Source organism: Arthrobacter glycogeni (genome assembly GCF_054510815.1).
In genome coordinates, this window is record NZ_JBTNDV010000006.1 from 70,033 (window position 1) to 90,187 (window position 20,155).

Genomic DNA, 20,155 nt, shown 5'->3' on the forward strand with positions numbered 1-20,155 from the left:
TGATGGCCGGGGCAGAAGCCCGGCCATCAGTCATTTAACCAGAAAATCTAGATATAGAGCGCCGGATCGATGTACTCGGCCGGGTCCACAGCGGGCAGGGTTTCACGCGCCGAATCGCGATGCCGGAAGGTCGCCGGGATGCCGGTCGCTATCGAATCCGGTGGCGTGTCTTTGACGACGACGGCATTGGCGCCGATCGCGCTGCCAGCACCGATGGTGATCGGGCCCAGCACCTTCGCCCCTGCACCGATGGTGACCCGGTCGCCAATCGTCGGATGACGCTTGACCTTCTCCAACGACCGTCCACCCAGGGTGACGCCCTGGTAGAGCATTACGTCGTCGCCAATTTCCGCGGTGCCGCCGATGACCACGCCCATGCCGTGGTCGATGAAGAACCGCCGGCCGATGGTCGCGCCGGGATGGATCTCGATTCCGGTGGCGGCGCGCGCCAGTTGCGCAAGCAGCCGTGCCGGGAATCTAAGGCCCGGCCGGGCCCACATTCGGTGGGTCAACCGGTGCACCCAAATGGCGTGCAGGCCGGAATAGACCAGGCCATTCTCGAAGGAGCCCCGGGCGGCCGGATCATGCTCACGGGCCGTCTGAAGATCCTCGTGCAGTCGCGCTAGAAAACTCACAGACTACTTTCTGTTGGGAGGGGTTAGCCCCGAATATCGTCGAACAGGACAGTTGAAATGTATCGCTCACCGAAATCGCAGACCACTGCCACAATGAGCTTACCCGCGTTCTCTGGCCGCTTGGCGAGCTCCAGCGCCGCCCAGACAATGGCACCGGATGAGATCCCTCCGAGGATCCCTTCCTGCGTTCCGAGGGCACGAGCCACACGCACTGAGTCCTCGACCGAAGCATCGATGACCTCGTCGTAGGCGTTCCGGTCAAGGATCTCGGGAATGAAGTTCGCGCCCAGACCCTGAATTTTGTGCGGGCCGGGGGCGCCGCCGTTGAGGATCGGTGAATCGGCTGGTTCCACGGCGACGATCTGCACGCCGGGCTTGCGTTCCTTGAGGACCTGCCCGACGCCGGTGATGGTTCCGCCGGTGCCCACGCCTGCCACAAAGATGTCGACGGCGCCGTCGGTGTCGTCCCAGACTTCTTCGGCGGTGGTGGCACGGTGGATGGCCGGGTTCGCCTCGTTGGCGAATTGCTGGGCCCAGATGGCGTTCTCGGTGGTGGCGACAATGTCCTTCGCCTTCTCCACGGCGCCGCGCATCCCCTCAGAACCTGGAGTCAACACGATCTCGGCGCCGTAGGCACGCAACATGACCCGGCGCTCCGTGGACATGGTCTCGGGCATGGTGAGAAGGACGCGGTACCCGCGTGCAGCGCCCACCATGGCCAGGGAGATGCCAGTGTTGCCTGAGGTGCCCTCGACAATAGTGCCGCCGGGCTTAAGCGCTCCTGCCTTCTCGGCGGCGTCGATAATGGCCACCCCGATCCGGTCCTTGACACTGTTTGCCGGGTTGTAGAACTCCAGCTTCACGGCCACCTGGGCGTCGAGGCCCTCGGTCAGGCGGTTGAGCCGCACCAAGGGGGTGCGTCCCACCAGCTGGGTGACGTCGTCGTAAATCTTTGCCATTGGTGCCTGCCTAGGGTTGAAAGGGGGGATTGCTCACCGGATGTTCCGGTGCACGCTGGGTTTCAGCCTAGCGGCGCGGGTGTTTTCGTGGGTTGGAACGTTACTCAACCAGCCATTGGGCGTAATACTTCCGCGCCTTGGCGAGTTTCGGGTTGATGATCACCTGGCAGTACCCCTGCTCGGGGTGCTTGGCGTAGAAGTTGTTGTGCCATTCCTCGGCTGGATGGAATCGTGGCAGCCGGGTCACCTCGGTGACGACCGGTTTGCTCCAGCTTTCCTGATTCCGCTCGACGGCGCGCTCGAACAGTTCCTTCTGCTCAGTATCCTGGTAGAACATCGACGACCGGTACTGGGTTCCGACGTCATGCCCCTGACGGTTCAGCGTGGTCGGGTCGTGGGACACGAAGAACATGTCGAGGATCACCTCCGGCGGGATGATCGACTCGTCGAAGGTCACTGCCACCACTTCAGCGTGACCGGTGGTGCCGGTGCAGATCGCATCGTAGTCGGGGTCCGGGGTGTGTCCGCCGGTATAGCCGGAGATAACGTCGGTGACGCCGCGGGTTTTTTGGTAAAGGGCGTCGAGGCACCAGAAGCAGCCTCCGCCGAGCACGAATGTCATCATGCCTATAACAATGCGTTGCCTCTCCAGAAGATTCCCGTCCCCTCAATCCAGTCTTCTGGCCACGCCGGAGGAAATTGGTCGACGGCGTCGGTTGGGGGTAGAACTGGTGCTATGGAACTGGACCATCAGACGACGGGGCGCCCCGAAGAAGAGATCGACGCCGATGGGCAGATCGTCCCCGAAGATCAGGTCGACCCTCGGTCGGCAACGCCCACCGTGGGCGACGCGATGCTGGCCATTGAGGAACTGTGGCCCGAGGCTCTCGCCGAGAGCTGGGACGCCGTGGGACTGGTCGTGGGCCGGCCTGACAGCTGCGCCGCGAAAATCCTGTTTGCAGTGGACCCCACCCACGAGGTGATCAACGAAGCCCTTGAATGGGGAGCTGACCTGGTGATTGTCCATCATCCGTTGATGCTGAAACCGGTCAACTCGGTGGCGGCCAGCCACTTCAAGGGCGACGCGGTGCATCGTCTGATCGAGGGCGGCTGCGCCCTCGCGACGGTGCACACCAACGGCGACAGCGCCGTCGGCGGTGTCTCCGACGTCCTGGCCGACGCGTTTGGACTGCAGGATGTTGAACCGCTGTCGAAGGCCGTCGATGGGCTGCCCGAGGAAGGCATCGGGCGGGTGGGGAACCTCAGTGACGCGACAACCCTCGGCGATTTCGCCGCCGTCGTGTTCGCGATCCTGCCCGCCGTGGCGGGCGGGGTACGGGTTGCCGGCGATCGTGACGGGCTGGTCCGCAGGGTGGCCGTCTGCGGCGGCGCTGGAGACAGCCTCCTGGACCAGGTGCGGGACAGCCGGGCGGATGTCTATGTGACAGCCGACCTGCGCCATCACCCGGTGTCGGAGGCGCGTGAAGGGGCTGAGAATGGCAGACCGTACCTGATCGACGTGTCGCACTTCGGCAGCGAATGGCTGTGGCTGACACCCGCCGCCGCTGCCCTGGAGAATGTGCTGGCGGATCAGGGTTTCACCGCCGACATTAGGGTGAGCAGCGTCAACTCCGACCCCTGGGATTTCGTCCTGACCGCTGGCCTGGACTGATCCCGGCCGCCGCGGATGCCGGCGGTGCTGCCGATGCCGCAGGAGCGGCGGGGCCCGGTCAACGGTGACCGGGGTGCACGCCGTGCAATAGGCTAGACGGACGGCTCATCGGCAACCGCGGAGGTAAATACTGTGGCAAAAGCACCACCGGCAGAGCAGCTTCGGCTGTTGGAACTACAGGCGCTCGATTCGCGGTTGAACCAGTTGCAACGCCAGGCGGCTACGGCACGGGCCAACCCCGCCATCGCTGAACTGTCTTCCCAGCTTGCGAGTACTGACAGCGAACTGGTGGGCACTGCTACCGTCCTCGGCGACCTGGAGCGTGAACTGACCCGCTCCGAAGACGATGTGCAGTCAGTGGTCACCCGCCTCGAGCGCGACCAGAAACGTCTCGACAGCGGTACCGGCAGCCCCAAGGATCTCACCGCGCTCCAAAGCGAGGTCGCATCTCTGACCAAACGCCGCTCCGACCTTGAGGACATCGAACTCGACATCATGGAGCGGGTCGAAACGGCCCGGGAAGCCAAGCAAGCCGCCCAGCAACGCAAGGAAGACGCACAGGAGCGGCTCAACGCCATTGAATCCAGCCGCGACGCCGAGCTCGCCACCATCGACGCCGACGCCAGCTCAGTCAGGGCGCACCGCGGCGAACTCGCTGCAACGTTCGACGCCGGACTGCTGGCCCTCTACGAAAAGACCCTGGCCCGGCGCGGCGTCGGTGCTGCCCGACTGTTCCACGGCACATCGGAGGGGTCGGGGATGCAGCTGAGCCCCGGCGACCTGGCCGACCTCCGGAAGGCGGCCGAGGACGACATCGTGTTCTGCCCGGATTCGGGTGCCATCCTGGTGCGTTCCGCCGAGTGGGGCAACTGAACCGGTGCCCGCTGAACAAACCCTCTTCGACCACTCCGACGAAACACCCACCAAAACCTCGAGTCCGCGTTTCCTGATCGTTGAGGCTGATGGCGGATCCAGGGGCAACCCCGGCCACGCCGGCTACGGCGCGCTGGTGCGTGACCCCGAGACGGGGTTCATCCTGGTGGAAAAAGCCTCCTACCTGGGAAAGGCTTCCAATAACGTCGCCGAATATTCCGGGCTGGTAGCCGGCCTGGAACTCGCCAACGAGCTGGATCCTACCTGCCGAATCCTGGTCAAGATGGACTCGAAGCTGGTAGTGGAGCAGATGGAGGGGCGCTGGAAGATCAAGCACGCCGACATGCGGGCTCTTGCGACCAAAGCACGCGCTGTCCTGGACCCCAGGCGGGTGAAGTACCAGTGGATCCCCCGGGAACTCAACAAGGACGCGGACCGCCTCTCCAACGAGGCGATGGACGCGGGCATGGCCGGTGTTCCGTGGGCGCCCCGCTCCACGCCCCAGCAAACTGCCGGCGCGCCGGCCGCCGTTACCGAACCAGCAGGCCAAGACCCGGAGCGGGTCAGGCAATCCACGGGCCGGCTGCATCACGTCGAGCTCTGGGTCCGGGACCTGGGGGAAGCCTCCGAATCCCTGGGCTGGCTGCTGCTGCAGCTCGGCTTCACAGCGAAGGATTCATGGACCGACGGCGTCAGCTTCTCCGGTGCCGACGGACTGTACCTGGTGATTGAGTCGGGTCCGGACGTCACCGATCAACCCCACGAGCGCCGTCGTCCCGGGATGAATCATCTGGCATTCCGGGCCGGTACTCCCGCGGAGGTGGATCTGCTGGCGCGCCGCGCCACCAGCCACGGGTGGACCACGATGTTCGCCGCTGCCTATCCGCATGCTGGTGGCCCGGATAGCTATGCCGCCTATCTGGAGAACGCCGCCGGTTTTGAAGTCGAACTCGTTGCCGACCGGGACGGGCCGGCCGCAGCCAGCTAAATGGCTAGCCTTGCAGGATAATGCTGAGCTGGGCTGGTTTCCGCGACGTCGCCGGAACGAGCTCGGCAGGCCACCGTTCATGCGCCGCTGCGAGGAGCTGAGCGGGCGTGCCGGGCTGGTTTCCCCGCCGGGTGAGCAGGTGCCGCGCCAGCAGTCCCCGGGTATGTTTCGCTGAATGCGACACCACCGTGCGCTTCCCGTCCCGTTCCTGCAGCACGTTCACAGCCACTGTCCGCTCCGGCGCCCCAGCCCACGCCGACGCGTAGGTGCTGGACCGGCAGTCGACCACCAGGGCGTCGGCGGACCTCTCGCCGAGCGGTCCGCCCAACCGCTGCTTCCAGAATGAGGAGAGCGTCCCAGTGTCGGGGAGTGACACCGACATGGACAGCCGGTAGGCAGGGATAGCGTCAGCAAACCCGAGGGCGCCCCAGAGGGCCGAGATCACCACCACGGATTCCCGAGCTTTCCGACGCTGCACTGGCGTCAGCGATTTGTAGCCCAGCGCATCGTAGAGCACCCCAGAGTAGATCTCGTAGGCGGGCGCCGCGGGTTGATCACGCAAGGTGACGTTCCGTAGCACCTCGGCGCCCAGCGAATCGCCCACGCCCAGAATGCGGTGGGCGTCGGCGGCGGTACTGGCGACAGACAGCGATGCCAGGACGGTCCGGCGCGCAGCAGCGAGCCCGGGGAACTGGAGAGCCTCAAGATCCACTGCCGGACCCTTCACCGCGGGCGATTTACCTTCGGATGGAGGCAACAAGATAAGCACCGCACCACTTTACCCAGGTTCGTCCACCGCCACCTGACGAACCCTGCGGGCAGCAATACCGCTCGCGATGGCCAACATGACAACGCCGAGGGCAGCGCCAGCCGAAGTGAGCGTGGTGATACCGAACGCGGCGGTCAGGGCGAGTACGCCAACAGCCGCGGCGAGGACCCCCCGCGTTCTCACGGCGAGCAGGATCAACGCCACCCCGTAGACAGGGCTGAAGGCAAAAGCCAGTGAGGGAAGCGTGACGATGACTGCCGCACCGACCAGCACCGCCAGAGCACCGCGCTGGTGGCGTTCGCCGTCCCTGCCTTCAGCGGTGGCAACCATCAGATAGGCACCCAGGATAAGCACCACCGGAGCCGCGCCCCACAGCCACAACTCCAGCAGACCAGCCGTAGACGTTGGTGCCCGCCGAATGCTGCCACCGGAGCTCAGAAGAACATAAATGACAGACAGGATTGCACCTGCCGCGGTCGCAATCAGGACAGACTGGTCGGCCCGCAGATTCGCTGTGCGCTCGGCAGTGGTCGGCTGCGAAGTCATCGGCTGGTCCGTTCCTATTGATGCGGTGGTCGGGTCACTGGTGTCTGACACACTACCGGGCGGCGGCATGGACGGGGCCGGGGCGTGATGGACACGCAGTCAGACACGCAGTCAGACACGCAGTCAGGCAGGCAGTCCGACGACGGGCAGGGGTGACACCCGGTAGAATCGGCTACGGATGGGTTGACCAGGCGGTCGCGTTGAACCGACCGAAGTGCTCGTGCATGGACATCGGTTCGCCGAGGAACGTCCGGGCTCCGCAGAGCAGGGTGGTGGGTAACGCCCACTCGGGGTGACCCGCAGGAAAGTGCCACAGAAAACAGACCGCTGCATCACGCAGCAATGCGTGGCGCAGTAAGGGTGAAAAGGTGGTGTAAGAGACCACCAGCGCGCCGGGTGACCGGTGCGGCTCGGTAAACCCCACCCGGAGCAAGGCCAGACAGGGCGCGCTTGAAGGCTGCTCGCCTGAGTGTCCGGGTAGGCCGCTGGAGGGCGTCGGTAACGGCGTTCGTAGATGGATGGCCGCCACTTCTCCGCCGGTAACGGCGGGGGAGTACAGAACCCGGCGTATCGGTCAACCCATCCCCTGACGCCCGAGATTATCGGGGCGGCGAAGCTGCTGGTCAAGACCTCACGATGAACTTTCAATGAGGTTCGTAAACTGGCCGTTCCGTCATGGCGGCTCGGCTACGCTGTCTCAATGACCGACACCGTGGCGCCGCAGAAGTCGCTGCTGGTACGCAACCCCAACTTCCGGGCGTTGTGGCTTTCCGGCACCGTCGGAGTACTGGGAACTGCCGTCACGTCCATCGCCTTCCCTGTCATCGCCGTCGTCGAACTGCAGGCCAGCGACTTCGCCGTCGCAGCACTGGCCGGGATGACTTTCCTCCCCTGGCTGCTGCTCGGTTTGCCGGTGGGGGTTTGGGTGGACCGCTGGGCACGGAAACCGGTCATCATCTGGTCATTGGTGGGCCGGATCATGGTCCTGGCTACCATTCCGGTGACGTTCTGGCTGGGCGTGATGTCGGTGGCCCAGTTGTTCGTCGTTTCCTTCCTGGTGGGGTTGTCGGCGGTCTTTTTCACCCTGGCCGACCAGGCGCTGATTCCGCAGGCTGTATCGAAGGACGAGCTGGTTGAAGGCAACGGTCTGATGACTGCTTCCTCGGCGTCGGCTGATGCGGCCGGCCGTGGAGTTGCAGGCTGGCTGACTGTGGCAATTGGTGCCTCAAATTCTTTGTTGGTGCAGATCGGCACGTCGTTGGCCTCGCTGTTCGCCATCTCGTCCCTGAAGCTCAAGGAAGCTGAACCACACCAGGGGGAGCGGCGGATCTTCAGAGAGATGAAGGATGGGCTGCGCTACACCTTCAGTACCGGCCCGCTGCGCGCGATCCTGTTCAACGCGGCCCTCTGGAACCTAGGCGGCAGCATGGTCGCCTCGTTGCTGGTGCTCCTCGTCCTCAGGACCCTGAATGAATCCGAAATCTGGCTGGGCGCGCTGATGGCCGCCGCATCGGTTGGCGGAGCGCTGGGCGGTATCACCGTCAAACGTGCCACCGACCGGTTTGGGTCCGGACCGGTCTGGCGCTACGCGATGATCCCGGGAGTGCTCGGATACGCGTCCCTGCTGATCATGACACCGGGGTACGGGATGCTGTGGGGTGTTCTGGGCATGTTCGTGATGGGCGTGGCTATCGCCTGGAACATTGTCGTCGGATCCGCGTTTAGGCAGCGGGTCTGTCCGCCAACCATGATGGGCAGGCTCGGCGCTGCCTCCCGCATGGTCAGCTGGGGCATGCTCGGGGTGGCGAGTATTCTCGGCGGTGTCCTCGCGGAGCTGGGGGGTATCCGCATGGCTGTGATCATCGGCGTTGTTCTGATGGTGGGAGCGCCGCTTGTGGCATTATTCGGGCCGTTGCGGCACGTGGAGCGCCTCGAGGACCTCGAACCCGAGCAGGAGCCGGACCCAGCTCCCAAGCACCCCTAGTCCGCCCGGAGCGGACCCCCGGCGCGCCCTAGTGGCCGAACGGGTCCGGATCCACCCCTGGCATCCACGTCAGCCCGGGAACGCCCCAGGCGTTGTTCTTGATGGCCTTGCGGGCCGCACGCGAGTACGGTTCGGCGAGCCGGTCGACGTACAGCTTGCCTTCAAGGTGGTCGTATTCGTGCTGCATGCAGCGCGCAAACCAGCCAGTAGCCACAAACTCACGTGGTTCGCCGAAGCCGTCAAAGCCGGTGACCTTGACCCATTCGGCGCGCTTGAGGGGGAAGGACTCGCCAGGGACCGACAGGCAGCCCTCGGACTCCTCCTCCGGGTCGGGCTCCGCGCCAGAGATTTTCGTGGTCACCAGCGACGGGTTGACCAGCACGCCGCGCGGCGGCACGTCGTCGTCGTTCACCATCCCGTACACGAAAATCCGCTGGCCCACGCCGATCTGCGGTGCGGCCAGGCCCACGCCGTTGGCCTCGTCCATCGTGTCGAACATGTCCGCGATGAGGGTGCGCAACTGCTCGTCGAATTCGGTGACGACGGCGGCGCGGCGGTGCAGGACAGGCTCACCGGTGATGGTGACTGGATGAACGGTCATTGTCGCTTTCCTGAAAGGTGATGGTAAGGGGTGGTCTAGCTAGCGATGTGGCGGCCGACGACGTCGCGCATGATCTCGCTGGTACCGCCGAAAATGGTGAGCAGCCGGGTCGCGAGGAACGCCTGAGCGACCGGGTATTCCAAGATGTACCCGTACCCGCCATGGAGTTGGAGGCAGCGGTCGGTGATGGAGGTGGCGCGCTCGCTGGCCCAGAGCTTGACGCGGGCGGCGCTGGCGGCGTCAAGGGTGCCGGCGTTGAAGGCGAGCATGGCCTGGTCGACGTAGGTTTCGGTGACCTCGACCTCGGTGAGAATGTCGGCCAGCTGGTAGCGGGTGTTCTGAAAATCGATGACCCGCTCACCGAAGGCGTTGCGTTCCTTGGTGTAAGTGACCGTTGCCTCGTAGCTGGCGCGGGACACGGCCGACGCGGCGACGGCAATCGCGAGCCGTCCCTGCGGCAACTGCTCGGCGGCGTACCGTAGCCCGTGGCCCAGCTCCCCCACGAGATTGTTGCCAGTAACCCTGACCTCGTCGAAGAACAGTTCGGCGGTATCGGAGGCTTTCAGGCCCATCTTGTCGAGCTGCTTCCCGGTGTTGTATCCCTCCCCTTTCTCCACCATAAACAGGGAGAAGGAGTCGGCGGAGCCACGGCCGGTGCTGCCGTCGGTGCGGGCCAGCACCAAAGAGGCGTCGCCGCTGATGCCGTTGCCGATGAAGGTCTTTTGCCCCGAGATCAGCCAGTCGTCGCCGTCGCGCACCGCCTTGGTGCGAATGCCCCTCAGATCGCTCCCGGCGCCTGGTTCAGTCCAGGCGACGCTGGTGACGCGTTCGCCGGTGACCATCGGGGGGAGCCAGCGGGCTTTGAGGTCCTCGGAGCCATAGGCGAGGAGGTGGGGGAGCACCATATCGTCATGGAGATGGAACGCCAGTGCGACGGCGAGATGGTTGGTTTTGGCGAATTCCTCATCCATCACGGCGCGGAACCGGTAGTCCGGCATCCCCGCGCCGCCAAATTCCTCCGGTACGGCGAGGCCCAGGAGTCCCTGCTCGCCGGCGGCGGTCCACAGCGAGCGCGGCATGAGGTGGTCGCGGTCCCATGCGGCGTACTGCGGGGACACCTCGCGGGAGGTAAATTCGGCCGCGACCTCGCGAAACAGCAGATGGTCTTCTTCGAACACGGTGCGTTCCATGCGGTCCAACCTCCACGGTGGTTCAACGCCAGCTGACGCCAGCGTAGGTCCTATAGGTAAGGCCGCCCCCGACATTCTTCAGGGACGGCCTTCCGGGTCATGCTGTGACCTTCTCGGGGTGAGTAACGGGGCTTGAACCCGCGACCTCCTGGACCACAACCAGGCGCTCTGCCAACTGAGCTATACCCACCATGTGCCTTCGGCCATGATGCCAACTCCGCGGACGAATCCGGGCGGTTGACACCTACAAAAGGCAGCGCAGACAAGTCTACACAATTTTTGGGGTCCCTCGGCCACCGCCAGGTCGACCGAGGGATTCGGCTCTTTCCCTACTCGGCCAACGCCCCGGCGATTGCCTTGCTGGTAGCCGAATCAGGCCCCGGGCTGGGCACGAAAACGGATTCCCGGTAGTAACGCAGCTCACGGATGGAATCGCGGATATCGCCCAGTGCCCGGTGCCCGCCGCTTTTCGCGGGGGACTGGAAGTAGGCGCGGGTGAACCACCGGCGCGCGAGCTCCTTGATGGTCGACACATCGATGACCCGGTAGTGCAGGTGCTCGATCACGGCGGGCATGTCACGGGCGAGGAACGATCGGTCGGTTCCGACCGAGTTGCCGCCCAGTTGCGCCTTCCGGGGTTCGGGAACCCATTTGGTGATGTACGTGAGAACCTCCGCCTCGGCTGCCGCCATGCTGATGCCCTGCGGCAGTTCAGTCAGTAGCCCCGACGTCGTGTGCATGTCGCGCACGAAATCTCCCATCTGGGCGAGGGCGACGTCGTCGGGCTTGATGACGACGTCGACTCCTTCCCCAAGAATGTTCAGCTCGGAATCGGTCACGAGAACTGCAACTTCGATGAGTGCGTCGGCTTCGAGGTCGAGCCCTGTCATTTCGCAGTCAATCCAGACAATGTGTTCATTAGATATCGGCACCCCCCAAATGTACCGTGAGATCGGGCGCGGGGGTGGCTCCACTAGCGGCCGCACTCAACGCGATGCCGGGGGCCCGAGTCCAGCTCCAGCATCCAAAGAGAGGCCCCACAAGCGTCCGGGATAGAAACACCCCAGACGAAAGATCCGTCAGCGGGTTTCCGCCGGTTGACAGGTTCCCACTGTGGCGCCCCACAGCCATCAACCACCGAATCGTCAAGGAATACTGGTCACGCTCAGTCCAGCCCCAGACTGAGCGCGCGATGACGCACTGAGATGATCCACTGATGCAACGCTCTGAAAAGTGCGGCGATCCCAGTCGGGAATCAGTCCTCAATGCTAAAATCTAGCCAGTCTGCCCGACCCGCTGCGCATCGGTCTAATAACAGCAGTCCAGCATCCCAGCAGTCCCAAAGCCAGTTGTCCCTCAAAAGAGTAAGACAAAGATTTAGTGTTTGACCGAGGATTGGATAAACCCAGATGACTGCCCAGGTGCCAGCTGACGCCTCGCAGCCCAGGATGGACGTAGCGGCGCCCGAGCGGCCGAACGTCGCCGTCATCCAGGGATTCATTGGATCCTTGCTGATGATGATCGGTTCGTATGGAGTGGGCTGGCTGTCGCTGGCCTCGGTCGAGTTGCGCCGGGTGCCCATTATCATCTGGATGCGGTTCGAGCCGGCTGGCGCAGTGGTGTCAGTGCTGATCCTGGCCCTTGGTGGCATGCTGCTGGTCCGTTCCTGGTTGCGGCTTGGTCAGCGCCTGCACGGCTGGGGTCCCGAGTCCCGGCCGGTCATCCTGCGTGCGGTCGTCGCCTGGGCTGCGCCGATGTGCCTCGCTCTCCCCCTCTTTAGCCGGGATGTTTTCGCCTATATCGCGCAGGGCCAGGTCATGGTGTCCGGTCTGAACCCGTACGTGGACGGGTATTCGCAGATCTCGAACTACCTGCAGATCGGGGCGGACGACATGTGGGCACAGAGTCCCACCCCGTACGGTCCGGTGTTCCTGTGGATCGAGGCCCTGGTGGTCGGTGTCACCAACGGCCAGCCGGACTTCTCAGTGCTGTTGTTCAGGCTGATCGCCGTGGTCGGTGTGGCACTGTGCGTCTACTACGTGCCAAAGCTTGCCGAGCTGCACGGCATCAACCCCAACCGGGCCCTTTGGCTGACAGCCGCCAACCCGCTTTTCCTGATCAACTTCATCGCCAGTATTCACAACGACTCACTGATGATCGGCCTTGCCCTCTGGGGTTTGTACCTCGCAGCAACCCAGAAACCGTTGCGCGCCATCGCGATCGTCACCCTTTCAATAGCCATTAAGCCCATCACGTTGATTTTCCTTCCCTTCATGGGGTTGATGTGGGCGGGGAAGGGAGCCAGCTGGCCGCGGAAATTCCTCTACTGGGCCCTCACCGCCGGCATGTCGTTTGGGATCCTCTGGATTATGGGGATGGTCAACGGATTTGGGTTTGGCTGGGTCGGAGCACTAAGCACCCCCGGTAGCGTCTGGATTTGGTACGCACCGATTGGCTTCCTGGGCATGGTCGTCATGATTCTCGCTGGCGCCCTCGGCTTTGATGGGCAGTCGTTCGCCGAGGTGGTCTACCTGCTCGGGCGACTCGTTTCGCTTGCCATCATTGGGTGGCTGATGTTCACGGGCGAGCACAGCAGGCTGGTGCGCCGACTTGCACTCGCCTTCGCCGCCATCGTCTTCCTCGCGCCGATGATCCAGTCCTGGTACGTGGTCTGGCTGATCCCGCTGTTCGCCGTGACGGGAATCCGGAACGATTGGCAGGTCAAGACTCTGTACTTCATGGTGTCCTTCTTCATGATCTACGCGATCTCGGATCAGCTGGATATTTTCCCGTACTTCGAGCTGAGCCTGACGGTTGCTCGGCAGGTGGCTGCGGTAGTGGCTTTGGGCTTCGCCCTGTACCTCGTGTTCCTCGATCCGAAGACTAAAATCCTCTTCAGGAAACGCTACGAAGAGCCAGTGGCGGGCGAGCTGCGCTGACCCCCGGAGGCCTCCCAAACATGCTTTCTCAGCCTGAACCGGCGATACTGGGTCGATGACCGACTCCACAGAACACCTCATCAGCGGCGATTTCGAAATCTCTGACTGGCGCCCAGAGTCCTACATCGTTCCGGGGTCGTCGAGCGAATTGTCCAGAGTCAGCGCCACCAAAGTCTTCAGTGGCGACGTCGCAGGAACCAGTTCAGCCGAACTGTTGATGGCGGGCAACGACTTCGGCGCGGGCTACGTGGCATCGGAAGTCTTCACTGGGTCGGTCGGCGGCAGGGTGGGCACTATGATCGTCCAACACTGGGGCATCGCCGAAGGGACGGCCGCGGCCAGTTCGGGCCATATCATCCCCGGATCAGGAACCGATGGACTCCAGGGTATCTCCGGCAAGGCAGTATATTCGCAGGACGCGGCGGGTCAGCATCACCTCGAACTCAAAGTGACCTTCGACGCGTAGCGAGCCTGGCCGGCTACCCGCTTCCTTTACTCCCTACCCCGTTCAGTGGGGTCAAGCTGGACCCCCGGGGCCGGTATTGTCAGCCCGAATGTCCTGGTTTACCCCGCGTGTCCAGACTGCTCACCGTTACGGTGGCGACGGGCAGCGTAGTAACCTAGAAAAGTCGCCCCCGTAGCTCAGTGGATAGAGCAACGGCCTTCTAATCCGTTGGTCGCGCGTTCGAATCGCGCCGGGGGCACCCAAGCATTGCCGCGGGGATTGGCTGAGTACGCGCCGACCGCGGAGCAGTGGGCCGCGGCGACCGTGCGGCCCACGCGATCGCACCGCTCCGGGTAGTTCGTGCGCAAATACGTGGGTCACACCATCATGCTGCCAGGCAAACTCGCCGGAGGTCGTCTTCTTCTCCACACAGCGTCGTCTCTCTCGGGTTGTCCACATACCAGCACCCACCATCCCGCGGGGCCGCCGTTGGGGATGGAATGGGGTGTGCTGGCATGCCCGCCAGCGTACCAAATTCCGCTGAAGGGGAATTCGATGAGCGACAACATCACAGTACGAGGCTACGTAGCCACCGATATGAAGTCCGGCGTCGCTGAGAGCGGCCTTGCCTACGCCAGTTTCCGGATGTGTTCGACCGAACGCCGATTCGATCGGAACAGCAATTCGTGGACTGACGGGCAAACCAACTGGTACGCCGTGTCGATGTTCCGTCAACTGGCAACCAATGCCGGGGTGAGCATCAGGAAGGGCGACAAGGTGGTGGTGAGCGGCCGTCTTAGGGTTCGGCCGTGGATCCTTGAGGACGGGCGTACCGGCACCTCGGTAGACATTGATGCCGAAACCGTCGGACACGACCTGATGTGGGGGACTGCCCACTTCCATCGGACCAGCTCGGACCGCGCGGGTGGCGAATCGTCCACCGCCGGTGATCCGCTCGATGTGGAGGCAGCGGACGTGAACTTTCCCAACGTGGATCATGCCACTGGAGAGATGCTGGGTGATGCGGGAGGTTACCCGAACGTATCGAGTAACACGGATCCGTCCAAGCACGGCAGCGGCCCGGGCGATGGCAACACCTCCGACAACCTGGTTGGCCCGGCCGGCGCCGACGGCGGGGGCTCAACCGATACCGGGGGCTTAACCGATACCGGGGGCGCGGTGGATCCCTCCGACAACCGGCCCAAGGCCAAGCGGTCCGGACGCCAGCTCACTGATGCACCGTTTTAGAGCGCCGGTGGGTGCGCGGGGGTGATGGCGTCTAGCGGCTATCGAGGGGTGAGCACGCTAGCCGGCGCACACAAATGGGAGATAGTTGGCTCCACCGACTAGCCTTGAGGCATGGCGGAATTTATCTACACAATGACCAAGGCACGCAAGGCTGTCGGCGACAAAGTTATCCTCGACGACGTCAGTATGTCCTTCTATCCCGGCGCGAAGATTGGCGTCGTGGGCCCCAACGGCTCGGGCAAGTCCACCATCCTGAAGATCATGGCTGGCCTCGACACCCCTTCGAACGGCGAAGCGAAGCTCAGCGCCGGGTACTCGGTGGGGATCCTGCTGCAGGAACCTCCGCTGAACGAGGAGAAGACTGTCCTGGGCAACGTGCAGGAAGGTGTCGGCGAGATTTACGGCAAGATCCAGCGCTTCAATGAGATCTCCGAAGAAATGGCCAATCCCGACGCTGACTTCGACAACCTGCTCGAGGAAATGGGTAAGTTGCAGGAAGCCATCGACGCGGCTGACGCCTGGGACCTGGACTCGCAGCTCGAACAGGCTATGGACGCGTTGCGCTGCCCGCCGCCGGAAACCGATGTGACCATCCTGTCGGGTGGTGAACGGCGCCGTGTCGCCTTGTGCAAGCTGCTGCTCCAGAAGCCTGATCTGTTGCTCCTTGATGAACCCACTAACCACCTCGACGCGGAAAGCGTGCTGTGGTTGGAACAGCACCTTAAGAGCTACGCCGGCGCTGTCCTCGCCGTCACCCACGACCGGTACTTCCTGGATCACGTTGCCCAGTGGATTGCCGAAGTGGACCGTGGCCACCTCTACCCTTACGAGGGCAACTACTCTACCTACCTGGAGAAGAAGCGTGCCCGCCTCGAAGTGCAGGGCAAGAAAGACGCCAAGCAGTCGAAGCGTCTCACCGAAGAACTCGAGTGGGTGCGCTCCAACGCCAAGGGCCGCCAGACCAAGTCCAAGGCAAGGCTCGCCCGCTACGAGGAGATGGCTTCGGAAGCTGAGCGGACCAAGAAGCTCGACTTCGAAGACATCCAGATCCCACCCGGACCGCGCCTGGGCAGCCAGGTCATCGAAGCGGCAAACCTGCGCAAGGGCTACGACGATCGCATCCTGATCGACGGTCTGTCCTTCTCCCTGCCCCGCAACGGTATCGTCGGGGTGATCGGCCCCAACGGTGTGGGTAAGACCACGCTGTTCAAGACCATCGTGGGACTCGAACCCATTGACGGTGGCAAGCTGACCATTGGCGATTCGGTCAAGATCTCTTATGTTGACCAGTCGCGTGGTGGAATCGATCCCGAGAAGACTCTGTGGGAAGTGGTCTCCAATGGACACGACTTTATTCAGGTGGGTCAGGTTGAGATGCCGTCGCGCGCTTATGTATCAGCCTTCGGCTTCAAGGGACCCGACCAGCAGAAGCGGGCGGGCGTGTTGTCCGGTGGTGAGCGTAACCGCTTGAACCTCGCCCTGACCCTCAAACAGGGTGGAAACCTGTTGCTTCTCGACGAACCGACCAACGACCTCGACGTCGAAACCCTGTCCAGCCTGGAAAACGCGCTACTCGAATTCCCGGGCTGCGCCGTCGTGGTGTCCCACGATAGGTGGTTCCTCGACCGGGTCGTCACCCACATCCTCGCGTATGAGGGAACGGAAGAGAATCCGGACAAGTGGTACTGGTTCGAAGGAAACTTCGAGTCCTACGAGGAGAACAAGATCGAACGGCTCGGCCCCGACGCCGCAAAGCCTCACCGCGTCACCCACCGCCGCCTCACCCGCGACTAAGAGCGGGCCGGCGGCGAGCCGGGCACAGCGGCCATTGCCTGGCCGACGGAATCGCCGGAAAGGAGCGCCCAGACCGTCGAGGGTCGGGGCGCTCCTTGTGGGTCGGGTCAGCATTGCATCGAGTCGACAGAAACCACGTGCATGGGGCGATTTTTCCGGTTATCGGTGGTGACTCGATCCGGGTGGGGGCCTCACGGGACCCGAACCATGCCCTCCTGGGCCACTGTTGCGACCAGCGCCCCGGCCCGGTTGAAGATCTGGCCGGTCGACAATCCGCGTGCGCCCGAGGCGCTGGGGGACTGCTGCACATAGAGCAACCACTCATCCACCTTTACCGGACGGTGCCACCACATGGCATGATCCAGGCTCGCCACGCTCATCCCGGGCGTGACCCAGCTCAGTCCATGCTGACGCAGGATCGACTCGAGCAGCGTGTAGTCGCTGGCATAGGCAAGCGCAGCCCGATGCAACCCCTGGTCCTCCGGCATCGGGGCAAACGTCTTCATCCAGACCGCGTTGCGTGCCACCCGATCGCCGTCGTGCTGCACATACAGCGCACCATCCACATGACGGATGTCGAACGGCCGGTCAAAAGACCAGGCCCGCGCCAACGGATGGTCCAGCTCACCCAGCAGGTCGGCGGTGCTCGGTAGGGACTCCGGGGCAGGCATCCCCTCGGGCATCCGCTCCTGATGGCTCAGGCCGTCGCCGGGCTGCTGGAAGGAAGCGATCATCGACAGGATGGGGACACCATTCTGGTAGGCGTGGGCGCGCCGGGCCGAGAAGGAACGCCCATCACGCAACCGCTGCACCCCGAAGGTGATCGGCTCGAGTGCGTCGCCGGCCCGCAGGAAGTAGGCATGCATCGAGTGGACCTCCCGGGTGGGCTCGACGGTGCGAATCGCGGCGATCAGTGCCTGCGCCAACACCTGACCGCCGAAGATCCGACGCCCCGACTGCTGCACTGAGGTGCCCACGAAGATTTCCTCGTCGGTCTGCGCTCCATCCGCGCTGCTGAGATCAAGCAGGTTGACCAGCGTTTGGGTTGGATCGACGGTGGACTCGACAGCCATAGATACGTTCTCCTTGTGATGCGGCGATGCTCAGGGCAGCAGCGACGCCGTAACGACGCCGAGAGTACCTCTGACCTTAGTTGCACACGCCCGCGGCCCTCAACACCGGTCAGCATTCGGCGGCAGCGTTTAGCTGCGGCTGGAACCTTTTGAGAGGATGGGGGCATGCCTCGGATCCAGCGCTTCCCCATTCAGCTACGCTTCGGCGACGAAGATTCCTACGGACACGTCAACAACGTGCGATTCCTCCAGTACCTCGAAGATGCGCGCGTCCAGTTCATCCACCTGCCGCTCCCGGATACCGCGCAGGGCGACGCCGAACCGGCGGACACCCTCCTCGACCTGATCGGACCGGACCACTTCACCCTCGTCGCGCGGCACGAGATCGAGTACTCGGCACCGCTGAACTACCGCCCCAGCCCACTGGAGATCACCATCTGGGTCACCGGCGTCGGTGGCTCGAGCTTTGACCTCGGCTACCGGATCGCCGAACCCGATGGATCGATCAGTTATGCGCTCGCCGTCTCCACCATGATCCTGGTCAACCGGGTCACCGGCCGGCCCACGAAACTAGGCGACGCCCAACGGGCAGCCCTTGAGCACTGGCGTGGGGAACCGGTGGCCTTCCGACGTCGACAGACCGTCTGACGATGGAACACCACTCGCCAGCCACCGATCTGGTTTTCACTGACCCGTTAGTCGTCGCCGACCTGCGCACCTTCATTGCCCGGGCCAGGGCAGCCGACGACGGCGCAGTCCGGTTTCAGGCGTCGGGGACCGTACTCGCCGCGTACATTTGCATTCTGCGGCCGCGCATCCTCGGCGAGGCGACCCCCACCGTGCTGGGTCTGCGGACCATGCCGTTGGCCACTCCGGCGCACGTGGACACGACAGTTGCCCTCGCCTCGGTATCGGACCGGCTGGCCCGGCTGGCAGAGACCGACGCCGTCCTGCAGATCCCGCCAACCACAGTTACCGAAAGCTGGGCGGGAGTCCTCCCCCCACGGGCGGGCTGGGAACCTCGGGGCGATCTGAGCTCGGACCTGGTCGAGGCGGCCGCCAGGAACGGTATCCGAGAAGTCGCCCAAACCGTTCCGAACAATCCTGGTGCCCTGATCGTGAACAGCGCCCGGGGGGCCATCTGGGGCAGGACCATTGAGGATCTGCCTGTCGACGTCCCCGCTGGTGCAGCTTTTGGTGCTTTCGCCCTGGGATTCCTGGCGAAGGGTGAACGGCTCTCAATCCTGTCCAACGGCCGCTGGACGAGAATCAGCACCCCACGCGGCCATGTGCTCTCGCGCACCCCGACGCTGCTGTGAGAAGGTCCCGCACGGGAGACCAGCAACCGTTAGGCGGAGTTGACCATCGAGTGAGCCGCCCGCTCGAGGTAGTCCCACAGGGTCGCTTCGTGGAGGGGTGTCAGCCCCAGTGAGTCGACGGCAGCACGCATATGCGTCAACCAGCGGTCGCGTGCCTGCGGCGACACGGTGAACGGCATATGCCGCATCCGCAGGCGGGGATGACCTCGCTGATCGCCGTAGGTCTTCGGGCCGCCCCAGTACTGTTCAAGGAACATCAGCAGGCGTTCCTTCGCGGGCCCGAGGTCCTCTTCCGGGTACATGGGACGCAAGAGCGCATCGTTAGCGACGCCATCGTAGAAGGCATCAACGAGTTTCACGAACACCGGATGGCCGCCGACTGCCGCATAAAAGTTGTCGGTGTAGGCAGGCTGGTCGAAACGCGGTCCCACCGGCGTCAGTTTGGCGAGCGGCTCCCCGAAGCGGGAGGGGATGGGAATGCCCTCGGTGTTTCCAGGCGTGGTCATGGTTGGTCTCCTGTCGGTTCGGTGACAACTGCCGGGGCAACATAGTCTCCCTGCGAACGGTTGCCCACCTTCATGATGTCCCCGTTGCGGATGTACCAGATGGCGCCATTGTCGTCGATCAGGCGGGTAATCCGTAGTCCGACCGACTGCACCACCCCTACCGTGTCGCCCACCTCGATCGTGTCGCCAATTCCGTACTGGTCCTCAAGGGTGATGAAGAATCCGAGAAACGCGTCCCTGATGATTTCGCGGGCCCCGAAACCGATGGCGATACCCACGATTCCCACGCTGGCGAGGATGGGACCGATGTCCACTCCCAGCGCCTGCAGGGCCATCATGATGGCGATGACCGCAATGGTGAGCCCTGAGACACTGCGCAGGAGCGCCCCGATCGTCTCGGTGCGCTGGACCCGCCGCTTGTGGTCCAGAGTGCGAAGCACCGGTTGCGCCCACTTGAAGTGCGGCTTCTTGAATAGATCCGATCCGCTGCGCACCCGCCGGACCATCCGGTTAATGACGAAGCGGACCACCAGCCACAGCACCAGCCCCGCCACGAGAATGACGGCGACATTAAGTAGCTGATCTCCTAAACCAATCTGGGCGGGCGACTGCAT

At 63.7% G+C, this 20,155-nt stretch carries 21 protein-coding genes, 2 tRNA genes and 1 other RNA gene; 12 read left to right on the top strand and 12 right to left on the bottom strand.

Features of this window, described 5'->3' with window-relative positions; genetic code table 11:
- Positions 1–47: 47 nt before the first annotated feature.
- The 3 genes from epsC to msrA form a co-directional block, all read right to left on the bottom strand.
- Positions 48–635, bottom strand: a complete 588-nt coding sequence (gene epsC / locus ACX80G_RS08215; RefSeq protein ID WP_459307136.1) for a serine O-acetyltransferase EpsC — start codon at positions 633–635, stop codon at positions 48–50.
- Between the two features lie 23 nt (positions 636–658).
- Complete coding sequence (gene cysK / locus ACX80G_RS08220) at positions 659–1,594, bottom strand: cysteine synthase A (protein WP_459307138.1); 936 nt, start codon at positions 1,592–1,594, stop codon at positions 659–661.
- 100 nt (positions 1,595–1,694) lie between these two features.
- Positions 1,695–2,219 (bottom strand): peptide-methionine (S)-S-oxide reductase MsrA, encoded by a 525-nt coding sequence (gene msrA, locus ACX80G_RS08225; RefSeq protein ID WP_459307140.1) that lies wholly within the window; start codon positions 2,217–2,219, stop codon positions 1,695–1,697.
- A gap of 111 nt (positions 2,220–2,330) precedes the next feature.
- Here msrA and ACX80G_RS08230 point away from each other — a divergent pair, with 111 nt between their 5' ends.
- The 3 genes from ACX80G_RS08230 to ACX80G_RS08240 all read left to right on the top strand — a co-directional run bounded on the left by ACX80G_RS08230 (position 2,331) and on the right by ACX80G_RS08240 (position 5,127).
- Positions 2,331–3,266 (top strand): Nif3-like dinuclear metal center hexameric protein, encoded by a 936-nt coding sequence (locus ACX80G_RS08230; protein WP_459307142.1) that lies wholly within the window; start codon positions 2,331–2,333, stop codon positions 3,264–3,266.
- A 132-nt stretch (positions 3,267–3,398) separates the two neighbouring features.
- Entirely contained in the window at positions 3,399–4,139 is a 741-nt protein-coding gene (locus tag ACX80G_RS08235) for a zinc ribbon domain-containing protein (RefSeq protein ID WP_459307144.1), read from the top strand.
- A gap of 4 nt (positions 4,140–4,143) precedes the next feature.
- Complete coding sequence (locus ACX80G_RS08240; protein WP_459307145.1) at positions 4,144–5,127, top strand: reverse transcriptase-like protein; 984 nt, start codon at positions 4,144–4,146, stop codon at positions 5,125–5,127.
- 4 nt (positions 5,128–5,131) lie between these two features.
- Here the strand turns inward: ACX80G_RS08240 and ACX80G_RS08245 are convergent, their stop codons facing one another.
- Complete coding sequence (locus ACX80G_RS08245; RefSeq protein WP_459307147.1) at positions 5,132–5,896, bottom strand: YaaA family protein; 765 nt, start codon at positions 5,894–5,896, stop codon at positions 5,132–5,134.
- 9 nt (positions 5,897–5,905) lie between these two features.
- Positions 5,906–6,442 carry a hypothetical protein gene (locus tag ACX80G_RS08250; RefSeq protein WP_459307149.1) on the bottom strand — a complete coding sequence of 179 codons (537 nt, stop codon included), beginning with the start codon at positions 6,440–6,442 and terminating at the stop codon, positions 5,906–5,908.
- Between the two features lie 179 nt (positions 6,443–6,621).
- Here ACX80G_RS08250 and rnpB point away from each other — a divergent pair.
- An RNA gene (rnpB, locus tag ACX80G_RS08255) (RNase P RNA component class A) lies at positions 6,622–7,028 on the top strand.
- 114 nt (positions 7,029–7,142) lie between these two features.
- Positions 7,143–8,426, top strand: coding sequence for an MFS transporter (locus tag ACX80G_RS08260; RefSeq protein ID WP_459307151.1), 1,284 nt, complete (start codon positions 7,143–7,145; stop codon positions 8,424–8,426).
- Positions 8,427–8,454: 28 nt separating this feature from the next.
- Here the strand turns inward: ACX80G_RS08260 and def are convergent, their stop codons facing one another.
- From def to orn, 4 genes are all read right to left on the bottom strand, one after another.
- Positions 8,455–9,027, bottom strand: a complete 573-nt coding sequence (def, locus tag ACX80G_RS08265; protein ID WP_459307153.1) for a peptide deformylase — start codon at positions 9,025–9,027, stop codon at positions 8,455–8,457.
- Between the two features lie 35 nt (positions 9,028–9,062).
- On the bottom strand, positions 9,063–10,217 hold the full coding sequence (locus ACX80G_RS08270) for an acyl-CoA dehydrogenase family protein (protein WP_459307155.1): 1,155 nt from the start codon (positions 10,215–10,217) through the stop codon (positions 9,063–9,065).
- Between the two features lie 117 nt (positions 10,218–10,334).
- A tRNA-His gene (locus ACX80G_RS08275) sits at positions 10,335–10,407 on the bottom strand.
- A 139-nt stretch (positions 10,408–10,546) separates the two neighbouring features.
- Positions 10,547–11,149, bottom strand: coding sequence for an oligoribonuclease (gene orn, locus ACX80G_RS08280; RefSeq protein ID WP_459307157.1), 603 nt, complete (start codon positions 11,147–11,149; stop codon positions 10,547–10,549).
- 477 nt (positions 11,150–11,626) lie between these two features.
- On the opposite strand from orn, the gene mptB reads away from it, so the two are divergent.
- The 5 genes from mptB to ettA all read left to right on the top strand — a co-directional run bounded on the left by mptB (position 11,627) and on the right by ettA (position 16,643).
- On the top strand, positions 11,627–13,156 hold the full coding sequence (gene mptB / locus ACX80G_RS08285; protein ID WP_459307159.1) for a polyprenol phosphomannose-dependent alpha 1,6 mannosyltransferase MptB: 1,530 nt from the start codon (positions 11,627–11,629) through the stop codon (positions 13,154–13,156).
- A 55-nt stretch (positions 13,157–13,211) separates the two neighbouring features.
- Positions 13,212–13,622: a DUF3224 domain-containing protein gene (locus ACX80G_RS08290; RefSeq protein ID WP_459307161.1), complete on the top strand. Its 411-nt coding sequence runs from the start codon at positions 13,212–13,214 to the stop codon at positions 13,620–13,622.
- Positions 13,623–13,787: 165 nt separating this feature from the next.
- Positions 13,788–13,860 (top strand) — tRNA-Arg (locus ACX80G_RS08295).
- Positions 13,861–14,156: 296 nt separating this feature from the next.
- Complete coding sequence (locus ACX80G_RS08300) at positions 14,157–14,849, top strand: single-stranded DNA-binding protein (protein ID WP_459307163.1); 693 nt, start codon at positions 14,157–14,159, stop codon at positions 14,847–14,849.
- A gap of 111 nt (positions 14,850–14,960) precedes the next feature.
- Positions 14,961–16,643 (top strand): energy-dependent translational throttle protein EttA, encoded by a 1,683-nt coding sequence (gene ettA / locus ACX80G_RS08305; RefSeq protein ID WP_459307165.1) that lies wholly within the window; start codon positions 14,961–14,963, stop codon positions 16,641–16,643.
- 191 nt (positions 16,644–16,834) lie between these two features.
- On the opposite strand, the gene ACX80G_RS08310 is transcribed toward ettA, so the two are convergent.
- Positions 16,835–17,716: an acyl-CoA thioesterase gene (locus tag ACX80G_RS08310; RefSeq protein WP_459307167.1), complete on the bottom strand. Its 882-nt coding sequence runs from the start codon at positions 17,714–17,716 to the stop codon at positions 16,835–16,837.
- A 165-nt stretch (positions 17,717–17,881) separates the two neighbouring features.
- On the opposite strand from ACX80G_RS08310, the gene ACX80G_RS08315 reads away from it, so the two are divergent.
- Complete coding sequence (locus ACX80G_RS08315; RefSeq protein WP_459307169.1) at positions 17,882–18,364, top strand: acyl-CoA thioesterase; 483 nt, start codon at positions 17,882–17,884, stop codon at positions 18,362–18,364.
- A 2-nt stretch (positions 18,365–18,366) separates the two neighbouring features.
- The gene (locus ACX80G_RS08320) at positions 18,367–19,035 is read left to right on the top strand and encodes a DUF8185 domain-containing protein (RefSeq protein WP_459307170.1); all 669 of its coding nucleotides are present in this window, start codon (positions 18,367–18,369) and stop codon (positions 19,033–19,035) included.
- A 29-nt stretch (positions 19,036–19,064) separates the two neighbouring features.
- Here ACX80G_RS08320 and ACX80G_RS08325 read toward each other — a convergent pair whose 3' ends face one another.
- On the bottom strand, positions 19,065–19,541 hold the full coding sequence (locus tag ACX80G_RS08325) for a globin (RefSeq protein ID WP_459307172.1): 477 nt from the start codon (positions 19,539–19,541) through the stop codon (positions 19,065–19,067).
- On the bottom strand, positions 19,538–20,155 hold the full coding sequence (locus ACX80G_RS08330; protein WP_459307174.1) for a mechanosensitive ion channel family protein: 618 nt from the start codon (positions 20,153–20,155) through the stop codon (positions 19,538–19,540). Before ACX80G_RS08330 ends, ACX80G_RS08325 begins: the two co-directional genes overlap by 4 nt.

Coding starts and splice junctions, on each gene's coding strand:
- cysK (WP_459307138.1), bottom strand. CDS start 1,594: ATGGCAAAGATTTACGACGACGTCACCCAGCTGGTGGGACGCACCCCC.
- msrA (WP_459307140.1), bottom strand. CDS start 2,219: ATGATGACATTCGTGCTCGGCGGAGGCTGCTTCTGGTGCCTCGACGCC.
- ACX80G_RS08230 (WP_459307142.1), top strand. CDS start 2,331: ATGGAACTGGACCATCAGACGACGGGGCGCCCCGAAGAAGAGATCGAC.
- ACX80G_RS08250 (WP_459307149.1), bottom strand. CDS start 6,442: ATGACTTCGCAGCCGACCACTGCCGAGCGCACAGCGAATCTGCGGGCC.
- ACX80G_RS08260 (WP_459307151.1), top strand. CDS start 7,143: ATGACCGACACCGTGGCGCCGCAGAAGTCGCTGCTGGTACGCAACCCC.
- def (WP_459307153.1), bottom strand. CDS start 9,027: ATGACCGTTCATCCAGTCACCATCACCGGTGAGCCTGTCCTGCACCGC.
- ACX80G_RS08270 (WP_459307155.1), bottom strand. CDS start 10,217: ATGGAACGCACCGTGTTCGAAGAAGACCATCTGCTGTTTCGCGAGGTC.
- mptB (WP_459307159.1), top strand. CDS start 11,627: ATGACTGCCCAGGTGCCAGCTGACGCCTCGCAGCCCAGGATGGACGTA.
- ACX80G_RS08290 (WP_459307161.1), top strand. CDS start 13,212: ATGACCGACTCCACAGAACACCTCATCAGCGGCGATTTCGAAATCTCT.
- ACX80G_RS08300 (WP_459307163.1), top strand. CDS start 14,157: ATGAGCGACAACATCACAGTACGAGGCTACGTAGCCACCGATATGAAG.
- ettA (WP_459307165.1), top strand. CDS start 14,961: ATGGCGGAATTTATCTACACAATGACCAAGGCACGCAAGGCTGTCGGC.
- ACX80G_RS08310 (WP_459307167.1), bottom strand. CDS start 17,716: ATGGCTGTCGAGTCCACCGTCGATCCAACCCAAACGCTGGTCAACCTG.
- ACX80G_RS08315 (WP_459307169.1), top strand. CDS start 17,882: ATGCCTCGGATCCAGCGCTTCCCCATTCAGCTACGCTTCGGCGACGAA.
- ACX80G_RS08320 (WP_459307170.1), top strand. CDS start 18,367: ATGGAACACCACTCGCCAGCCACCGATCTGGTTTTCACTGACCCGTTA.
- ACX80G_RS08325 (WP_459307172.1), bottom strand. CDS start 19,541: ATGACCACGCCTGGAAACACCGAGGGCATTCCCATCCCCTCCCGCTTC.
- ACX80G_RS08330 (WP_459307174.1), bottom strand. CDS start 20,155: ATGCAGTCGCCCGCCCAGATTGGTTTAGGAGATCAGCTACTTAATGTC.